General features: G+C 70.0%; 16 protein-coding genes. 9 read left to right on the forward strand and 7 right to left on the reverse strand.

Going from position 1 to position 16,292, the window contains the following annotated elements:
- Positions 1-2: 2 nt before the first annotated feature.
- Entirely contained in the window at positions 3-1,964 is a 1,962-nt protein-coding gene (locus tag C8D81_RS18480) for an ABC transporter substrate-binding protein (RefSeq protein WP_133626573.1), read from the reverse strand.
- Positions 1,965-2,103: 139 nt separating this feature from the next.
- On the opposite strand from C8D81_RS18480, the gene xseA reads away from it, so the two are divergent.
- From xseA to C8D81_RS18495, 3 genes are read left to right on the forward strand one after another with little or no spacing between them, the layout of a single operon-like run.
- Positions 2,104-3,339, forward strand: a complete 1,236-nt coding sequence (gene xseA, locus C8D81_RS18485; protein ID WP_094356057.1) for an exodeoxyribonuclease VII large subunit — start codon at positions 2,104-2,106, stop codon at positions 3,337-3,339.
- A 1-nt stretch (position 3,340) separates the two neighbouring features.
- Positions 3,341-3,589, forward strand: a complete 249-nt coding sequence (locus tag C8D81_RS18490) for an exodeoxyribonuclease VII small subunit (protein ID WP_094400341.1) — start codon at positions 3,341-3,343, stop codon at positions 3,587-3,589.
- Positions 3,586-4,236 (forward strand): HAD family hydrolase, encoded by a 651-nt coding sequence (locus C8D81_RS18495; RefSeq protein WP_166646890.1) that lies wholly within the window; start codon positions 3,586-3,588, stop codon positions 4,234-4,236. The genes C8D81_RS18490 and C8D81_RS18495 overlap by 4 nt, the downstream gene beginning before the upstream one ends.
- Here the strand turns inward: C8D81_RS18495 and C8D81_RS18500 are convergent.
- Positions 4,223-4,786 (reverse strand): DUF4245 domain-containing protein, encoded by a 564-nt coding sequence (locus tag C8D81_RS18500; protein ID WP_166646891.1) that lies wholly within the window; start codon positions 4,784-4,786, stop codon positions 4,223-4,225. The genes C8D81_RS18495 and C8D81_RS18500 overlap by 14 nt on opposite strands.
- Before the next feature lie 70 nt (positions 4,787-4,856).
- On the opposite strand from C8D81_RS18500, the gene C8D81_RS18505 reads away from it, so the two are divergent.
- Positions 4,857-5,402 (forward strand): gamma carbonic anhydrase family protein, encoded by a 546-nt coding sequence (locus tag C8D81_RS18505; protein ID WP_133626575.1) that lies wholly within the window; start codon positions 4,857-4,859, stop codon positions 5,400-5,402.
- 189 nt (positions 5,403-5,591) lie between these two features.
- Here the strand turns inward: C8D81_RS18505 and C8D81_RS18510 are convergent, their stop codons facing one another.
- Positions 5,592-6,893 carry a PhoH family protein gene (locus C8D81_RS18510; RefSeq protein ID WP_324252398.1) on the reverse strand — a complete coding sequence of 434 codons (1,302 nt, stop codon included), beginning with the start codon at positions 6,891-6,893 and terminating at the stop codon, positions 5,592-5,594.
- Positions 6,894-7,249: 356 nt separating this feature from the next.
- Between C8D81_RS18510 and C8D81_RS18515 the strand changes: the two genes are divergently transcribed.
- Both C8D81_RS18515 and trhA read left to right on the forward strand, forming a co-directional pair.
- On the forward strand, positions 7,250-8,059 hold the full coding sequence (locus tag C8D81_RS18515) for an isoprenyl transferase (protein WP_094356051.1): 810 nt from the start codon (positions 7,250-7,252) through the stop codon (positions 8,057-8,059).
- Between the two features lie 75 nt (positions 8,060-8,134).
- Positions 8,135-8,809 (forward strand): PAQR family membrane homeostasis protein TrhA, encoded by a 675-nt coding sequence (gene trhA / locus C8D81_RS18520; protein ID WP_094405700.1) that lies wholly within the window; start codon positions 8,135-8,137, stop codon positions 8,807-8,809.
- A 3-nt stretch (positions 8,810-8,812) separates the two neighbouring features.
- On the opposite strand, the gene C8D81_RS18525 is transcribed toward trhA, so the two are convergent.
- Positions 8,813-10,798 (reverse strand): thioredoxin domain-containing protein, encoded by a 1,986-nt coding sequence (locus C8D81_RS18525; protein WP_094432654.1) that lies wholly within the window; start codon positions 10,796-10,798, stop codon positions 8,813-8,815.
- Between the two features lie 151 nt (positions 10,799-10,949).
- Between C8D81_RS18525 and C8D81_RS18530 the strand changes: the two genes are divergently transcribed.
- From C8D81_RS18530 to C8D81_RS18540, 3 genes are read left to right on the forward strand one after another with little or no spacing between them, the layout of a single operon-like run.
- Positions 10,950-12,239 carry an MFS transporter gene (locus tag C8D81_RS18530; RefSeq protein ID WP_166646892.1) on the forward strand — a complete coding sequence of 430 codons (1,290 nt, stop codon included), beginning with the start codon at positions 10,950-10,952 and terminating at the stop codon, positions 12,237-12,239.
- A 29-nt stretch (positions 12,240-12,268) separates the two neighbouring features.
- Positions 12,269-13,219: an SMP-30/gluconolactonase/LRE family protein gene (locus C8D81_RS18535; protein ID WP_133626576.1), complete on the forward strand. Its 951-nt coding sequence runs from the start codon at positions 12,269-12,271 to the stop codon at positions 13,217-13,219.
- A gap of 9 nt (positions 13,220-13,228) precedes the next feature.
- Positions 13,229-14,560 (forward strand): hypothetical protein, encoded by a 1,332-nt coding sequence (locus tag C8D81_RS18540; protein ID WP_094405697.1) that lies wholly within the window; start codon positions 13,229-13,231, stop codon positions 14,558-14,560.
- On the opposite strand, the gene C8D81_RS18545 is transcribed toward C8D81_RS18540, so the two are convergent.
- The 3 genes from C8D81_RS18545 to C8D81_RS18555 are packed head-to-tail and all read right to left on the reverse strand — an operon-like array spanning position 14,509 to position 16,285.
- Positions 14,509-15,057, reverse strand: coding sequence for a hypothetical protein (locus C8D81_RS18545; RefSeq protein WP_094405696.1), 549 nt, complete (start codon positions 15,055-15,057; stop codon positions 14,509-14,511). The two genes, C8D81_RS18540 and C8D81_RS18545, sit on opposite strands and share 52 nt — an antisense overlap.
- On the reverse strand, positions 15,054-15,617 hold the full coding sequence (locus tag C8D81_RS18550; RefSeq protein WP_133626577.1) for a hypothetical protein: 564 nt from the start codon (positions 15,615-15,617) through the stop codon (positions 15,054-15,056). The genes C8D81_RS18545 and C8D81_RS18550 overlap by 4 nt, the downstream gene beginning before the upstream one ends.
- Complete coding sequence (locus C8D81_RS18555; protein WP_094432647.1) at positions 15,614-16,285, reverse strand: hypothetical protein; 672 nt, start codon at positions 16,283-16,285, stop codon at positions 15,614-15,616. The genes C8D81_RS18550 and C8D81_RS18555 overlap by 4 nt, the downstream gene beginning before the upstream one ends.
- Positions 16,286-16,292: the final 7 nt, after the last annotated feature.

A 16,292-nucleotide genomic window follows, 5' to 3' on the forward strand; every position in this document is an offset into this window, starting at 1 on the left:
CGTCAGGATCGCAGCCCGACGCGGACCCAGTCGACCGAACCCAGCCCGAAGGCCCCGTAGTTGGCCACGGCCGGTTTCGCGATGACGATCTGCTGCTCCTGATAGAGCGGCACGATGCTCGCGTCCCGCTGCAGCAGGACGTCCGCCTCGTTGAGCAGCTGCGCACGGGTGGCCTCGTCCGGTGTGGCGCGGGCCCGATCCAGCAGTGTGGCCACCGACGGGTCGGCGACGGCGGTCTTGTCATAGCCGGTGCTGCCGTAGAGGCCCTGGGCGGTCGCGGCGGGGAACTGGTCGTCGAACCAGCCGTGCGCGAAGAGGTCGTAATCGCCCGTCTGCAGCCGCTTGGTGGTCTCGGCGAACGGGATCCGCTCCACCCGGACATCGATCCCGATCTCGAGGAGCTGCTTCCTCAGTTCCACGGGCATCTCGGCGCTGAAGGGCGCACGGCTGTCGGTGGTGATCATCGTCAATCGGAGCTGATCGGTGCCGCGTCGGCGAATGCTGTTGTCCTGACTCACCCAGCCGGCCTCGTCCAGCATCCGGCGGGCGGCGTCGAGATCGCGGGCGGGGCTCTGCGCGAGGTAACCGGGCTGGTTGGTGAGCAGCACCGTATTGTCCAGCGGCACCGGTTCGGGCAGTCCGCTGGTGGCCATCCGGGTCAGGGCCGGCCGATCCAGGGCGAGTTGGACGGCGCGGCGTACCGATGGTTCGATCCGCGGATTCTGCAGCAGCTGACGGCGTACGCTCGATGGCGCGAGCCGGGTCTCGCCGCCGCCGCGGCGGGCGGTCTGATAGCCGGACGCGGAGTCGAACAGCGCCACATCGGCCCGTCCGGTGGCCATCACCTCACCGGCATCGTCGTCAGAGGTGACCAGGATCCTGGTCGAGCGGGGCGGGGTCCCCCACCACCGGTCGTTGGCCACCAGGGTGACATTGCGCCGGCTGCCGGACAGCGCGGCCTCCTGCACCCGATACGGGCCGGCCTGCCAGGCCTCCGCTGGCTTCGACCAATCGGCGTCGGCCGCCATCGCCGCCTCCGGCATCGCCGACACGTAGGCGAAGGGCCGTTGCCATTCACCGTCGGCGGCCCGGTAGTCGACCTCGACGATCTGCGGGTCCGCTCCCTGCCGGACGTCGGCGACCCCCGACCAGACGTGGCTGACTCCGCAGCGATCCGCCGAACTGCAGCGACGCCAGACAGCCGCCACGTCCGCCGCCTGCAACGGGGTCCCGTCACCCCAGACGGCCGCCGGGTTGAGGGTCAGCCGGATCCGGGTGGGCTCGGTGGAGAGCACCTCCGCCCCGGTGACATAGGCGGGATCCCAGGACGGTCGGCCCCGCGGGTCGAACCGCACGAAGACCGGGAAGGTGGCGCGGACCAGGTCGAAATCGCGGGTGCTGGGTACGACATAACCCTCTGGATCGAAGGGATCGAGGGTGTCGGCGGGCATCGGCACCCCGGCCAGCCGCAGGGTACTGCCCTCCCGCAGCGAAGCCGGGTCGGCGGGGTTGATGTCGGCACCGGCCGTATCGGCGACCGGGGTCGGTGTGCCGGCGGGCGCAGTGGGTGCGGTCGGTGCGGGTGCGGGACCCGGATCGGCACGCGGGGGCAGCCGCAGGACCCCGAAGGCGAAGAGCACTGCGAGCGTGACGACCACGGCCAGCACCGCGGCGAGCACCCACGGCCACGCCGTGCGACCGGTACGCCCGGGTGGCGGCGGTGTGCCGCCGGACCGCCCCGGTGCGGGCCCGCTGGACCGCCCCGGTGCGGGCGGCGGCAGCGGCGGTTCCCCGTTCGGCCCCGCGGGTCGGACACCGGGACCGGTGCTGCCGTCGGGGTACCAGCGGGGGCCCAGTCCCGGCCCGGAATAGCTGAAGCCTTCGGCGTACGCGCTGCCCGGCCGCACATTGCGACCCAGCTCGGCCGCGCACCAGATGCAGACATCGACGCCTGCCGGTTTCACCGCACCACATCGTGGGCAGGTCGTCATTGCTCTCCCCTCGCACCCCGGGCCGTTCGGCGGGACTCTAGCCCGGTCGAGGGTTGCGGGCGAGGAGATCCGCGGTGTTGTCGGCGGTTCCCCATAGGGTGGCAGCGTGCCGATGACCTCATCCCCGACCGAGCCGCTGCCGCTGGGCCGGATCGTCGCCGCCACCAAGCAGTGGGTGGAGCGACTGGGTGAGCAGTGGGTCGAGGGACAGTTGATCGAGCTGAAACGGCGCACCGGTGCCAAATGGCACTATCTGACACTGCGCGATCGACTCGCCGAGATGTCAGCGACCGTGGCGATCCCCGATGACGTGCTGACCGAGGCCGGCCCGGTCAGCGAGGGGATGACCGTGGTCGCGCTGGTGCGGCCCTTTCTCAACCCACGCAACGGTTCGCTGAGTTTCGGCTGCCGCGAGTTGCGACCCAGTGGCGCCGGCCGGTTGCTGGCCCAGCTCGAGCAGCGCAAGCAGCTGCTCGCCGCCGAGGGTCTCTTCGACCCGGCCCGCAAGGCCCGGTTGCCGTTCCTGCCGCGCGCGATCGGGCTGGTCACCGGCGCCGACTCGGCGGCCGAGCGGGATGTCTTCGAGAACGTCCGCAATCGCTGGCCGGCGGCGGTGATCGAGGTCCGGCACGCCCTGGTCCAGGGTGACCGGGCCGCCGAGCAGGTCGCGGCCGCGGTCGTCGAGCTGGACGGCCTGGCCCACGTGCAGGTGATCATCGTGGCCCGCGGCGGGGGTTCGCTGGAGGATCTGCTGCCGTTCTCCGATGAGCACCTGATCCGCACGGTGTTCGCGGCGCGGACCCCGGTGGTCTCCGCGATCGGCCACGAGACCGACACCCCGATCCTCGACCTGGTGGCCGACCTGCGCGCCTCCACCCCGACCGACGCGGCCAAGCGCGTGGTGCCCGATGTCCGTGAGGAACTGGACCGGATCGGCCAGGCGCGGCAGCGGATCGAGCGGGCGGTGATCGCGCAGGTGCAGGCGGAGCAGCGGCATCTGGATCAGTACCGCAGCCGGCCCGCGCTGGCCAACCCGCTCTATGCCTTCGACCGGGAGCGCGACCAGCTGACCCAGCAGCGCTGGCGGTTGGACCGGGCGGTGGATCAGCTGCTCAGCCGGGAACGCACCGCGATCCAGCACGCCCGGGAGCGGGCGGTGGCGATGTCCCCGCGGCGCACCCTGGAGCGGGGGTACGCGATCCTGGCCGACGGTGCGGGCGACGGGGTCACCTCGGCGACCGAGGTGGACGAGGGTGACGATCTGCAGGTCTATCTGGCCGATGGGCAGTTGATCGTCGAGGTGCGCGAGGTGCAGACCAATGAGGAACGGATGAGTGGCGATGAGTGAGATGGGCACGGACGAGGGCGGCAGGTCCGAGGGCGAGCTGAGTTACGAGGCGGCCCGTGAGGAACTGGTCCAGGTGGTGCAGAAGCTGGAGGCCGGCGGGGTCTCGTTGGCCGAATCACTGCAGCTGTGGGAGCGCGGGGAGCGGCTCGCGGACACCTGCCAGCGGTGGCTGGACGGCGCCCGGGAGCGGATCGAGCAGGCCCGCGCCGACCGGGACAGCGGTGGCGAGGCGGCCGGGGAGACCGAGTGAGCGAGGGTTATGACGCGGTGCTGTTCGATCTGGACGGCACGCTGATCGACTCCGCACCGATCATCTGCCGGGCGATGGCGGAAACCCTTGCCCATTACGGATATCCGCGCACCGAGGAGTCGCTGCGGCCCTATGTCGGGCCGCCGCTGTGGTTCACCTTCGCCGAGGTCACCGGCGAGTCGCCCGAGGTGATCGATGCGATCGTTCGTGACTATCGGGCCCGGTACGCCGAGCTGATGCCGGCGACCCCGGTGTTCGAGCCGGTGGTCGGCCTGGTCCGCCGCCTGCACCGCCGGGGCGTACCGCTGGCGCTGGCGACCTCCAAGCAGCGGACGGCCGCCCAGCGGCTGCTGGAACTGCACGGGATGACCGACCTGTTCACCGCGGTGCAGGGCGCTGGGGACGACGCCGCGAGCGCGGCGAAGTCGACGGTGATCACCCGGGCGCTGGCCGACCTGCGGGCCGCCGGTGTGGCGGCCCGGCATCCGGTGCTGGTCGGTGATCGCAGCCATGACGTGGAGGGCGCCGCGGTGCACCGGATGCCGACGATCCTGGTGGGCTGGGGTTACGGCAGCCCGGCCGAGCGCGTGGGGGTGCCGGTCGCCGAGGATGTGGCGGAGCTGGAGGAGTTGCTCAGCGGTCGCTGAGGGTCTGCGCAAACTGTTGCAGGGTGAGGAAATCGGTGTCCGCGGAGACGATCGCGGTGGACTTCTCGCCACGCTGGACCAGCGTCCGGGTCCGCCCGTCGGGCGATTCCAGCTGCTGCCAGGGCCGTCCGTTGATCGTCGCGTCACCACCCAGCTGCTTGCCGTCGCGGGACTTCTGCGCGACCAGGTCGGTGGTGACACCGTCGGCCTGGGTCAGCGCGTAGTGCACCTTGTCCGGGCTGAGCAGGCCGAGTTCCCACTGGTTGCGCGGTGAGGGCCCGCCGTCGGTGGCCTGCCCGGTACGCGTCCAGCTCGCGGTGTTGGCGATCCAGGCGTTGGCGCCGGAATCGGGGAGCCCGCTCGGGGCGAGGACCGGCCAGCCGGCCTCGGCGCGGGCGGTGGCGAGCAGGGGTTTCCAGTCGACCGGCTTGACCTCGTAGTCCTTGGGCTCGGAGGTGAGCAGCCAGGTGATCAGCAGGATCGGGATCATGATCACCGCCAGCGAGCGGACCATGTCCCCCGCCGTCGCCCGTGCCTGGTTGTTCGCCACCGCCCCATTCTCGCCCAGCCGGGCAAGGGCACGAAATCGGCGGCGGTTCGGCGGCTGGCATGCTGACGCCATGAGCCACGAACCGCTGATCCTCACCCTGGCCGGTGACACCCCGCAGATCGACCCCAGCGCCTTCGTCGCGCCCGGTGCCCGGGTGATCGGTGCGGCCGAGCTGGGACCGGAGTCCTCGGTCTGGTACGGCGCGACGATCCGCGCGGACCGGGCCCCGATCGCCCTGGGCCGGCGCAGCAACCTGCAGGACAATGCCACCATGCACGCCGATCCGGCGTACCCCTGCACCGTCGGTGCCGAGGTGACGATCGGCCACAATGCGGTGGTGCACGGCTGCACCGTCGGTGACCGCTGCGTCATCGGGATGGGCGCGGTGATCATGAACGGCGCGGTGATCGGCGAGGAGTGCCTGGTCGCCGGCGGCGCGGTGGTCCTGGAGGGTGCCGAGATCCCGGCGGGTTCGCTGGTCGCCGGCGTCCCGGCCAAGGCACGCCGCCCGCTCACCGACGCCGAACGCGCCGCCCTCCCCCACGGCGCCACCGATTACGCCGAGAACGCCCTCCGCCACCGCACCGCCCTCGACCGACCGACTGACCCCCGGTAACCAAACTTGTCAGGGACTATGCCCAGTGTTTCGCGCGACAACTGGGCATTCGGCCCCAAGAGATGAGCTGTACGCGCGCGCCGACCAGGTCGGCGAACGTCGCGCGGGCGCGAGCCGACAGTTCAGAAGAGTCAGAGCGGCGGGGAGGGGGATCATGTTTTTCACCCCTCCCCGCCACGACACGGGGGCCTAGACGGCCTGGTCCTCCAGCATCTCGGTCACGAGCGCAGCGATCGGCGACCGCTCGGAGCGGTTCAGGGTGACGTGACCAAAGAGGGGGTGACCTTTGAGTTTCTCAACCACCGCGACGACGCCGTCGTGCCGACCGACCCGCAGGTTGTCGCGCTGGGCGACGTCGTGGGTGAGGACAACGCGGGAATCCTGCCCAATCCGGCTCAGCACTGTCAACAGGACACCCCGTTCCAGCGATTGCGCCTCATCGACGATGACGAAGGCGTCGTGCAGGGAGCGGCCGCGGATGTGGGTCAGCGGCAACACCTCGAGCAGTCCGCGGTCGATCACCTCGTCGATCACGTTCTTGTTGGTCACCGCGCCGAGGGTGTCGAAGACGGCCTGGGCCCACGGCATCATCTTCTCGTTCTCGGTGCCGGGCAGGTATCCGAGCTCCTGCCCGCCGACCGCGAACAGAGGCCGGAAGACGACGACCTTGGAGTGCTGGCGGCGTTCCAGTACCGCCTCGAGACCGGCGCAGAGCGCGAGCGCGGACTTGCCGGTACCGGCCCGGCCGCCGAGCGAAACCACCCCCACCGACTGGTCCATCAGCAGATCCAGCGCGATCCGCTGCTCCGCGGATCGGCCGTGCAGCCCGAACACCTCGCGATCGCCGCGCACCAGGCGTACCTGCTTGCCGTCGGTGACCCGACCCAGCGCCGACGAACCGGCACCCAGCAGCACCACCCCGGTGTTGCAGGGCAGGTCGCGGGCCTCGTCGATGTCGACCACCCCCGACTCGTAGAGCTGGTCCAGCACGGTGGGCGCGACATCGAGCTCGACCATCCCGGTGTAACCGGTCTCGATCACCCCGTCGGCGCGGTACTCCTCGGCGGTCAGTCCGACCGCCGACGCCTTGACCCGCATCGGCAGATCCTTGGAGACCAGCACCACCTCGCGCCCCTCGGTGCGGAAGTTCAGCGCGACGGCGAGGATCCGGCTGTCGTTGTCGCCGAGCCGGAACCCCGAGGGCAGCACGGTGGGATCGCTGTGGTTGAGCTCGACATGGATGGTGCCGCCCTCGTCATTGGCCGGTACCGGGGCGTCCAGCCGGCCGTGGGTGACCCGCAGATCGTCGAGGTGGCGCAGTGCGGTCCGGGCGAAGTAGCCGAGTTCGGGGTGGTGCCGTTTCGCCTCGAGCTCGGTGATCACCACGACCGGGAGCACCACATCGTGTTCGGCGAAACGGCGCATCGCATGCGGATCGCTGAGCAGGACGGAGGTGTCGATGACGTAGGTGCGGCGTTCGGTCTGGGGCACGATCGCTTCTTCCCGTGGGACCGCGCGTCACCTTCGCCCGGCCCCACCGTGTGTCAGGTGGCTGGCCGGGGGGCCTCAGGGCCTGGTGCGGGCCCGCGGGTCACGCTCGATCGAGCAGGACCATGCATGGACGAGTCCTCCGGTCGCGAACGGCTTCCCCACCGTCCGTTGTCTCGAAAGTAGTTGATGCTCACCCCGTTTCCCGGCAGGCGCGATGGTGAGCGTGTCGGCGTCATCAAGAGTTCGGATCGCGTTCACCGAACACCCGGCATACCACCTGGGCGGCAGTTCCCCGGGTGGTGACCGGCGACCCGGGTCCGATCCGCGAACCGGATGATCTGGATAGTCTGCCTCTCATGGCACGAACCGACCGGCTGCGCGAGCTGCTGGACCGGCTGCACCCTTCGGGGCTCCTCTACAGGTCCTATGAGCAGCGGTTGATGGCGGAGTTGTCACCCGACCAACTGCCCAAACATGTGGCGGTGATGGCGGACGGGAACCGGCGTTGGGCCCGGTTGAACGCCCCCGATCAGCCATTGGTGGTGGGCTATCGGGCGGGTGCGGCGAAGCTGGAGGAATTCGTTCGCTGGTGCGATGACGCCGGGATCGAGGTGGTCACCCTGTGGGTGCTCTCCACCGACAACTTCAAGCGCGCCGACGGTGACGAGGTGGCTCCCCTGCTCGGTGTGATCGAGCAGATGGTGGACGATCTCGCCGCCACCGGCCGCTGGCCGATCAAACCCGTCGGCGCCCTCGATCTGCTGCCCGAGCCCACCGCGGCCCGGTTGCGCGAGGTCGAGGAGCAGACCCGGGACAGGACCGGGATGCACGTCAACGTCGCCGTCTCCTACGGCGGCCGGCACGAGCTGCGCGACGCGGTCCGCTCATTGCTGGCGGCCGAGGCCGAGCGCGGTACCACGCTGGCGGAACTGGCCGAGACCGTCGACGTCGAGGACATCGCCCGGCACCTCTACACCGCCGGTCAGCCCGACCCGGATCTGGTGATCCGCACCTCCGGGGAACAACGCATCTCGGGCTTCTTGATCTGGCAGTCCGCGCACAGCGAGTTCTATTTCCATGAGGCGCTCTGGCCGGATTTCCGGCGGGTCGACTTCATGCGGGCCCTGCGGGCGTACGCCCAGCGGGAGCGCCGGTACGGACAATGAGCTACGCTACCTACGGAGCAGTAACTTACGGCTTCGTAGGTAGGTTCGAATCACTGCCGGAGGGAGGTCGACACCATGCCGACTGAATCACTGCCCGACCAGGTCGCCGACGCGGTACGCCCCCTCAAACCCAAGCTGCGGGGCTGGCTGCACGCCGGTTGGACGCCACTCGCCCTGATCGGCGGCCTGATCCTGGTGATCGGCGCACCGACGACGAACGGCAAGATCGGCGGCGCGGTGTTCCTGGCCGGATCGCTGCTGCTGTTCGGCACCTCCGCGATCTATCACCGCTTCACCTGGAGCGATCGCGCGAACGCGGTGCTGCGCCGGATGGACCACTCCAACATCTTCGTCTTCATCGCCGCCACCTACACCCCGCTGGCGCTGTTGCTGCTGCAGGGCCGCTCCCGGGTGCTGCTGCTCACCGTGGTCTGGGTGGCCGGGGTGCTGGGGCTGCTGTTCCGGGTGCTCTGGCTCTCGGCGCCGCGCTGGCTCTACACCGTGCTCTATCTGGTGATGGGCTGGGCCGCGGTCGGGTGGCTGAACCAGTTCTGGGCCAACGGCGGGCCGCTGATCTTCAGCCTGATCGTCGCGGGCGGGTTGTGCTATTCGCTGGGCGCGCTGGTCTACGGCCGCAAGCGTCCCGATCCCTCACCGCGCTGGTTCGGCTTCCACGAGATCTTCCACTCGTTCACCATCCTGGGTTCGGCGTGCCATTACGCGGCGATCGCGCTGGCGACGTTCCGGTAGCGATCACTCGCGCCGGGTCGGTGGCCGCAGGGCCAGCATCAGGTCCGAGAACTCCGTCACCGGCCGCTGGCAGATGAAGTCGCGGCACACATAGGCACCCTCGGTCGAGCGGTCGGCGAGCAGCGGAATCTGTGTGTCCCCGGGGTTTCCGGCGACCACGACCGAACCGGGCGGGGCGACCTGCCAGGCCTGTTGCAGCAGCTCGGGCAGGTCACCGATGACGGCGATCTCCGCCGGCGCACCGTGTTCCTGCGAGGTGTGATCCAGCAACGCCCAGCCGGCGAATCGGGGTGCGGCGGTGAGGATCGGGTCGAGGGTGGCCCGCGCCCGGTCGGCGCGTTCGGCGTACTTCCCCTCACCGGTCAGTCGGCCGAGCACCCGCAGCGCGATGACCGCGGTGCTGGTGCCGGAGGGCGTGACATTGTCGGTGAGTTCGCGGGGCCGGGCGAACAACTCCTCGGCATCGTCAGCGGTGTCGTACCAGCCACCGTCGCCGGCGGTGAAGTGCTCCTCGATCAACCCCAGCAGGAATTCCCCGCGACCCAGCCACTCCCCCGACCCGGTGGCGGCTGCCAGCCGCAGGAAGCCGAGGGCGAGCGCGGCGTGGTCCTCCAGCACCGCGGGGGCGTCACCGACCCGTCCGTCGCGGGAGGTACGCCGCAGCCGGCCATCGACCAGGTGGGTGTCCCAGAGGTGCTGGGCGGCCGTCTCGGCCGCGGCCAGCCACTCCGGTTCGGCGAAGATCATCGCGGCGGTGGTCAGCGAATCGATCAGCCAACCGTTCCAGGCCGCCACCACCTTGTCATCGCGTGCCGGGCGCGGTCGCCGGTCGCGGGCGGCGAGCAGACGCTGTCGGATCGGCTCCAGCCGATCGGGGTCGGCGCCCGCGATGTCCTGCAGGGTTGAGAATCCCTCGTCGAAGGTGCCCTCGTCGGTGACCGTGTACGCCGCAGCGGCCACCTCGGCGTCCTCGGGCCCGAGCACCTCGACGAGCTGGTCGCGGTTCCAGACATAGAAGGCGCCCTCGGTCGGCCTGCCGCTGGCGTCCAGACTGTCGGCGTCCAGCGAGGCGGCGAAGGCCCCCTGGGGCGTACGCATCTCGCGGAACAGCCACTCGACCAACCGGCGGACGGTGCGGGCATGGCGTGGGCGCTGGTCGCTCCCCCAGGTCCGGGCCAGGGTGCCGAGCAGCAGCGCGTTGTCGTAGAGCATCTTCTCGAAGTGCGGCACCACCCAGCCGGAATCCACGCTGTAGCGGGCGAATCCGCCGCCCAGCTGGTCGTGGATCCCACCACGGGTCATCGCATCCAAGGTCTGGATGGCGGCGTCGTGCGCCTCATCGATGTCATGGGCGAGCAGGCCGTCGAGCAGCAACGTCGGCGGGAACTTGGGCGCTCCGCCGAACCCGCCGTGCACCTCGTCGAAGTCGGCGAGCGCCTTCTCCTCCACATCGAGCAGGTCGACCGACGTCTGTGCCGGCTGCCGGTTCGTCAACCGGGCGAGCTCCCCGGCGATGTGGTCTCCGGAGGCGGTGACCTCCTCCCGTCGGTCCCGCCAGGCGTCGGCGATCGCGGTCACCAGCTGGGTGAACGACGGCCGGCCGTGCGCGGGGCGCGGCGGGAAGTAGGTGCCGGCATAGAACGGTTTTCCTTGTGGGGTGAGGAAAACCGACATCGGCCAACCGCCCTGCCCGGTCATCGCGGTGGTCGCGTTCATGTAGATCGCGTCGATATCGGGGCGTTCCTCGCGATCCACCTTGATGTTCACGAAGTTGCCGTTGAGCAGCTCCGCGACCGCCGGGTCCTCGAACGACTCGTGCGCCATCACATGGCACCAGTGGCAGGCGGCGTACCCCACCGACAAGAAGATCGGCACCTCCCGGCGTACCGCCTCGGCCAGCGCCTGGGCAGTCCACGGCCACCAATCGACCGGATTGTCGGCGTGCTGCAGCAGATAGGGGCTCGTGGAAGCCGCAAGACGATTCGGCATCTCTCCACTGTCGCACAGCGCTCGAACGCCGCTGACCGCAAGGGTGCGGGCAGGGGTATCGCCATTCGTCATATCATTCTGCGATACTCGGCTGCGATCCGTCATCGCCGGATCCGGGTCCCGCGGCCCACCCTCGATGGAGAGGTGTGACATGACTGAGCTCAATCCCGGTACCACCAGATTGCTGCCCCGCGCGCCCGCCCTGTCCTGGTGGACGCTGCTGATCACCACCCTGGCGATCCTGATGATCTCGGTCGATCACGGCATCCTGCCCGCCGTGCTGCCGGCGATCCAGCAGCAGTACGGGATCGGCAACGCCGAGGCCGGTCTGATCAACTCGGTCTATTTCGCCGGCCTCGTCGCGGGCGGTCTGATCTTCGGCTACGTCGCCGACCGGATCGGCACCGGATATCGCCGCACCTGGACCTGGAACGTGGCGATGCTGATCGGGATCGTCGGTGGTGCGCTGACCTATGGCCTGGCCGGGAGCTACCTCGCCTTCCTGCTGCTGCGCATCCCGATGGGGCTCAGCCGCGGGGGCTCCGAACCGGTCAACGTGGCCCTGGTCTCCGAATGGTGGCCCAAAGAGCACCGCGGGTTCGCCATCGGCGTGCATCACACCGGCTTCCCGATCGGCCAGTTCCTCACCGGTGCGCTGATCGCGGTCGTCCTCGGCGCGGCCGGCTGGCAGGAGGCCTTTCTGGTGATCCCGCTGCTGGGTATCCCGATCATCATCGCCCAGACGATCATCGGCACCCGCCGCAACCAGCAACGCGTCTATGACTGGATCGACGACCATCGGCTCACCCGCCCGCTGCCGGAGCTGTCGGTACGCAACAGCGGAAGCCTGCTCGCACCGGTCAAGGAAGCACTGCGGCACGCCAACGTGCGCTGGTCGGTGGTGCTGGTCTTCCTCTTCCTGTGGGGCGAAGCGGGGGCGGTGACCTTCCTCACCGTGCAGTTCACCGGCTTGGGCATGTCGAACGCGCAGGCCGCGCTGATCTCCGGCGCCTCCGGCATCACCGGTTGGATCGGCCAGGTGGTCTGGGGCACCGCCTCGGACCGGATCGGCCGCAAGTTCGCGATCGTCTTCCTGATCCTCGGCTGGGCGGGCACGCTGCTGGCGATGATCTTCATCTCCGGGCCGACCAGCGCCTGGATCGTGCTGCTGGCCTGGGGCCTGTTCCGCAACGCCCCGTTCCCGGTGGTGTACGCGCTGCTGATCGACTCGGTCCCGCGGGCCGCCGGCACGGCGATGGGCATCATGATCGGCGTGGCGCTCGGGGTGTCCGGCATCTTCGCCTCCCTGGTCGCCGGCATCGTCATCGACGCCTTCGGCTTCACCTGGCACTACGTGCTGCTCGCCGCGGTCTGTCTGCTGGGATTGATCCCGCTGGCCCGGATCACCGAAACCGTCGCGGTCGCCCAGCACCATTCCTGACCACCCCACACCCCGCGAAGGAGCACCCGATGACAGCACCGCAGCAGTCACCCCTGTTGGCCGAGGATGCCGAACTGACCAGGGTCGCCACCGGCGCGATCTGGGCCGAGGGCCCGGTCTGGGTGCCCCGTCGGCGGGCCGTGCGCTTCAGCGACATCCCGAACAACCGGATCCTGGAGTTCTCCGAGGAGACCGGTGAACTCGCCGTCTTCGCCGATGATGTCGAGTTCACCAATGGCCGCACCCTGGATCTCGACGGTCGGGTGGTGGAGTGCTCGCACGGGCGGCGGGCGGTGCAACGCGACACCGCCGTCGGTCCCGGGGAGGCGTACGCCCCCGAGGTGCTCGTCGACCGCTTCGGTGAGCACCGACTGAACTCCCCCAACGACCTGGTCGTCGCCTCGGACGGGGCGATCTGGTTCAGCGACCCCGCCTATGGCATCAAGCGCGCCGAGGAGGGACATCCCGGAGTCGAGGAGTACGGCGACCGGTACGTGTTCCGCTTCGATCCGACGACCGGGTCGCTGCTGCCGGTGGTGATCGACATCGAGGCGCCGAACGGGTTGGCCTTCTCCCCCGACGAGAAGTTGCTCTATGTCAGCAATTCCTCGATCGAACCCGCCGACCGCGACAACCCGGCACCGGACCGCCCGCGCGGTCACGCGATCCACGTCTACGACGTCATCGAGGGCCGGCACGCGAAGAACGGGCGGATCCTCACCGAGGTCTCCCCCGGTCTGCCCGACGGGATCCGGGTCGATGTCGACGGCAACATCTGGAGCTCCAGCGAATCCGGGGTGCAGGTGTTCACCCCCGACGGTGAGCGGGTGCTGGATCTGCCGGTGCCGGAGAAGGTCGGCAACCTCTGTTTCGGCGGCGAGGACGGCCGCACGCTCTACATCGTCGCGACCACCAGCCTCTACCGGGTGCGGACCCGTACGCGGGATGCGAGCTCCGGGCGGGGACCCGTCGCCCGCTAGATTCCCCCCATGCGTACGCTCGCCACCTTCGCCGAGCTGGTGGCCGATGCCGCCCGGATGTGGCTGACCGCCTTCCCGGCGCTGGGCATGTGGTTCTGCCTGGGGTTCGTGCTCGACCGGGGGTTGTTCCAGGCCGCGATCACCGTCGGCGGCGGGCACGCGTACCTCGCGCTGCTGCTGTTCATTCTCGGCGTGCTGGCCTCGGTCGCCGCGACCGTGCTGATGATCGGCGCACTGGAACCGCAACTCACCAGGCTGGCCCTGCTCCGCGAGCGAACGGCCAACGACCCGAAGCTGCCGGAGACCGCCACCCTCGACCCCGACACCTCGCGCGGGGTGACCCTGGCGCTCGCGCTCGGCCCCTTCCTGGCGGTGTACGCCCTGTGGGGGCTCGTCGATGACCGGATCCGAGAATTGTTCGTGGCCAACCAGATCCGCTACAGCCTGAACCCCGACGCGTGGTCGATCGACCTGCGCCGCTGGCAGGGCTATCTGCTGCTGGCGCTGATCGCCTGGCTGATCAAGTTGGCGGCCGGCGCCCTGCATCGGCGCTTCGGCAGACCCGCGCTCGCCGGCCTGGCGGTGCTCGCCGACGGGGTCTTCGTCTTCGCCTCCTTCCTCGGCCTCTACCGGGCGACCACCCAGCTCGTCGACTGGCTGACCGGCCGGGTGGTCTGGCAGTGGGTCAGCCGGGCCTGGCGGGGATTCCTGGAAGCGCTGCCGAACCTCAGGCTGCCGTTCGACCTGACCCTGCCCGAGGCGGTCGCCGACACCGGCCGCTGGCTCACCGCCACCGGCCTGCCCGCACTGGGTCAATATCTGCTGCTGCCGCTGGTCTGGCTCGCGCTGACCGCGGTCGTCTTCGGCTGGCGGACCGTGCACGAGATCGACGCCGGCAGCCGGCTCGGGCGCCTCACCGGTCGGTTGAGGAAGACCTGGGAGCCGCTGGGGCGGGTCGTCGACCTGGCCACCCTCGATGTCCGGGAGAAGTACCTGCCGGTCTGGCGCGCGCTGCGCCTGATCGCGGCCGCCGGCCCACGGTTCATCGGCTGCTACCTGCTGGCCGCGACCGCACTCAGCTGGCTGCGGGGTGGCTTCGAGATGCTCACCACCACCGTGATCGGCCCCGTACCGGCCGAGCAGATGTTGTTCCTCGGCCCGCTCACCGAGTTGCTCACCGGGCTGGTGTTCAGCACCCTGGCGATCGCCCTGTACGCCGCCGCGTTCGACCGCTGCCTGCTCACCGCCCGGCGGGTACGGGAGCCGTCGAGGGCTGCGGTACGCGGACGTCAGCCGGGTAGCGGCACCCGCACCCGGGTACCGGCATCGCGGCCGAGCTGAAAGGTCAGGTCGCTGGTCCCCGGCGGCACCTCGAACCCTTCGACCAGAGTGATCACCGGCGGCCGCGGCGACCCGTCGCTGGGTTTCCAGCCGCAGTGCGAGGGGTCGTCGAAACTGGTCAGCCCGATCAGCGAACTCTTGCTCCACTCGCGCTGGTCCGGGCCGCCGAGGCCGGCGTACAGACCCGTGCTGCAGAGCACCGACTGTTCCGCACCGCGATCGACCTCGTAGGCGACCCGGACGATCACCGCCCCCGCGGCCGTCGGCTCCACCAGTTTCTCGGGACGGTCGGCGTCCGGGAAGGATGGTGCGATATCGGCCCGGACGACGCGCAGCGCGATGCCGTCGGTCCGCACCCACTCGCCCATCCCGGCGGCGCGGATCGGGGTGTTCTCGCGGGTCACGCTCGGCCGGGCGGCGCGGTTGTCCATCCCGACCCAGACAGCGGTCGCCACCGCGAGCAGCAGCGCCACCCCGAATCCGACCCAGCGCCTCATCGGGTCACCTCGGTGGTCGCCTCCGCGGGCTCGGCCAGGGCGTTCACCGGCTGGCCCAACTCCAGCCGCAGGGCGGGCAGTTCGCTGTAGGAGACCAGACCGCGAGTGGGCCGCTGGAGGGCACTCAGCGCGCGGGCGGGCAACTTCGCGCGCGGCACCTGATAGACCACCGTTCCGGTCTGGGTGAAACCCGGTTGGGCCTGCTCGGCGGGGAGCTGACTGAGCCGGGTGAAGGCATCCACCCGCAGGTCGCCCAGCACCAGTTGATGGGTCAGGGCCACGGGTTCGCGCAGCGACCGCACCTGGTAGTCGACGACGACGAAGGCGGCGTCGGGTTCGGCCGTCACCGGATCCCCATACCGGCCGGCGACCGAAGTGACGACCTGGGTCCGCACCTGGCGTACCTGCAGGTCGCGCCAGGTGAACCAGGCGTCACCTTCGGCGATCGCATAGGTACGCCGGTCCGCCTCGTCCTTCGGCATGGTCCAGATCAGCGCCACCACCGCGATCAGGCAGACCGCCAGCCCGAGCACCGCACCGCCCGGCACCCGGCGTCTCACCGGGTCCGCCGATCGACCAGCGGTACCAGCAGATGCCCGACCGGCGCGTCCGCGACCTCATAGTCGTCCGGTGAGCTCGACGCGAGGCTCTTGGTCTTCTTCTCATCGCGCACGACCACCGCGATCCGGGTTGGCGCGGTGACCGTGATTCCTTGCTGGTAAGCGATCTCGACGGTCCACGGCTGGGTGATCTGCGGGTCGACGCCGAGCTGGCCGAGGGCCCCACCGTCGCTCACCGAGTCCGGCCGTTCGGGGGTCTGCGGATCGATGGTGAGTACGCCGGGGGTCGCGCCCGGGTCCTGACCGAGCACCGTGATCGGAAACTCGTTGCTGGTCTTGTCGCCGCGATTCTCCAGGGCGAACCGCAATCGGATCGTGTCGGGGGTCTGGTAACCGCCGTCGGGGTCGACGTTGCTCAGTTCGGCATCGAGCACGGTGATCTTCCAGCGCGCCAGCCGGATCTCCTTGCCGGCGGGCAGCGCACGGCCCCGGCCTGTGTCGGCGGTCGCCGGGCGCCAGCCCCCGGCCAACCCGATCACCGTGGCCAGCACCGCCAGCACCAGCACGGTGACCAGCCAGGGCCGGGCCCTGCTCCGCAGGCCGACCCAGCGAGCAGGCGTACGCCCGGAGGCGTCGGCCTCGGCGTCGGGCTGCTCGCTGGTCTGCACGCAGGCA

This window comes from Enemella evansiae, from assembly GCF_004362375.1.
Taxonomy (GTDB): Bacteria; Actinomycetota; Actinomycetes; order Propionibacteriales; family Propionibacteriaceae; genus Enemella; species Enemella evansiae.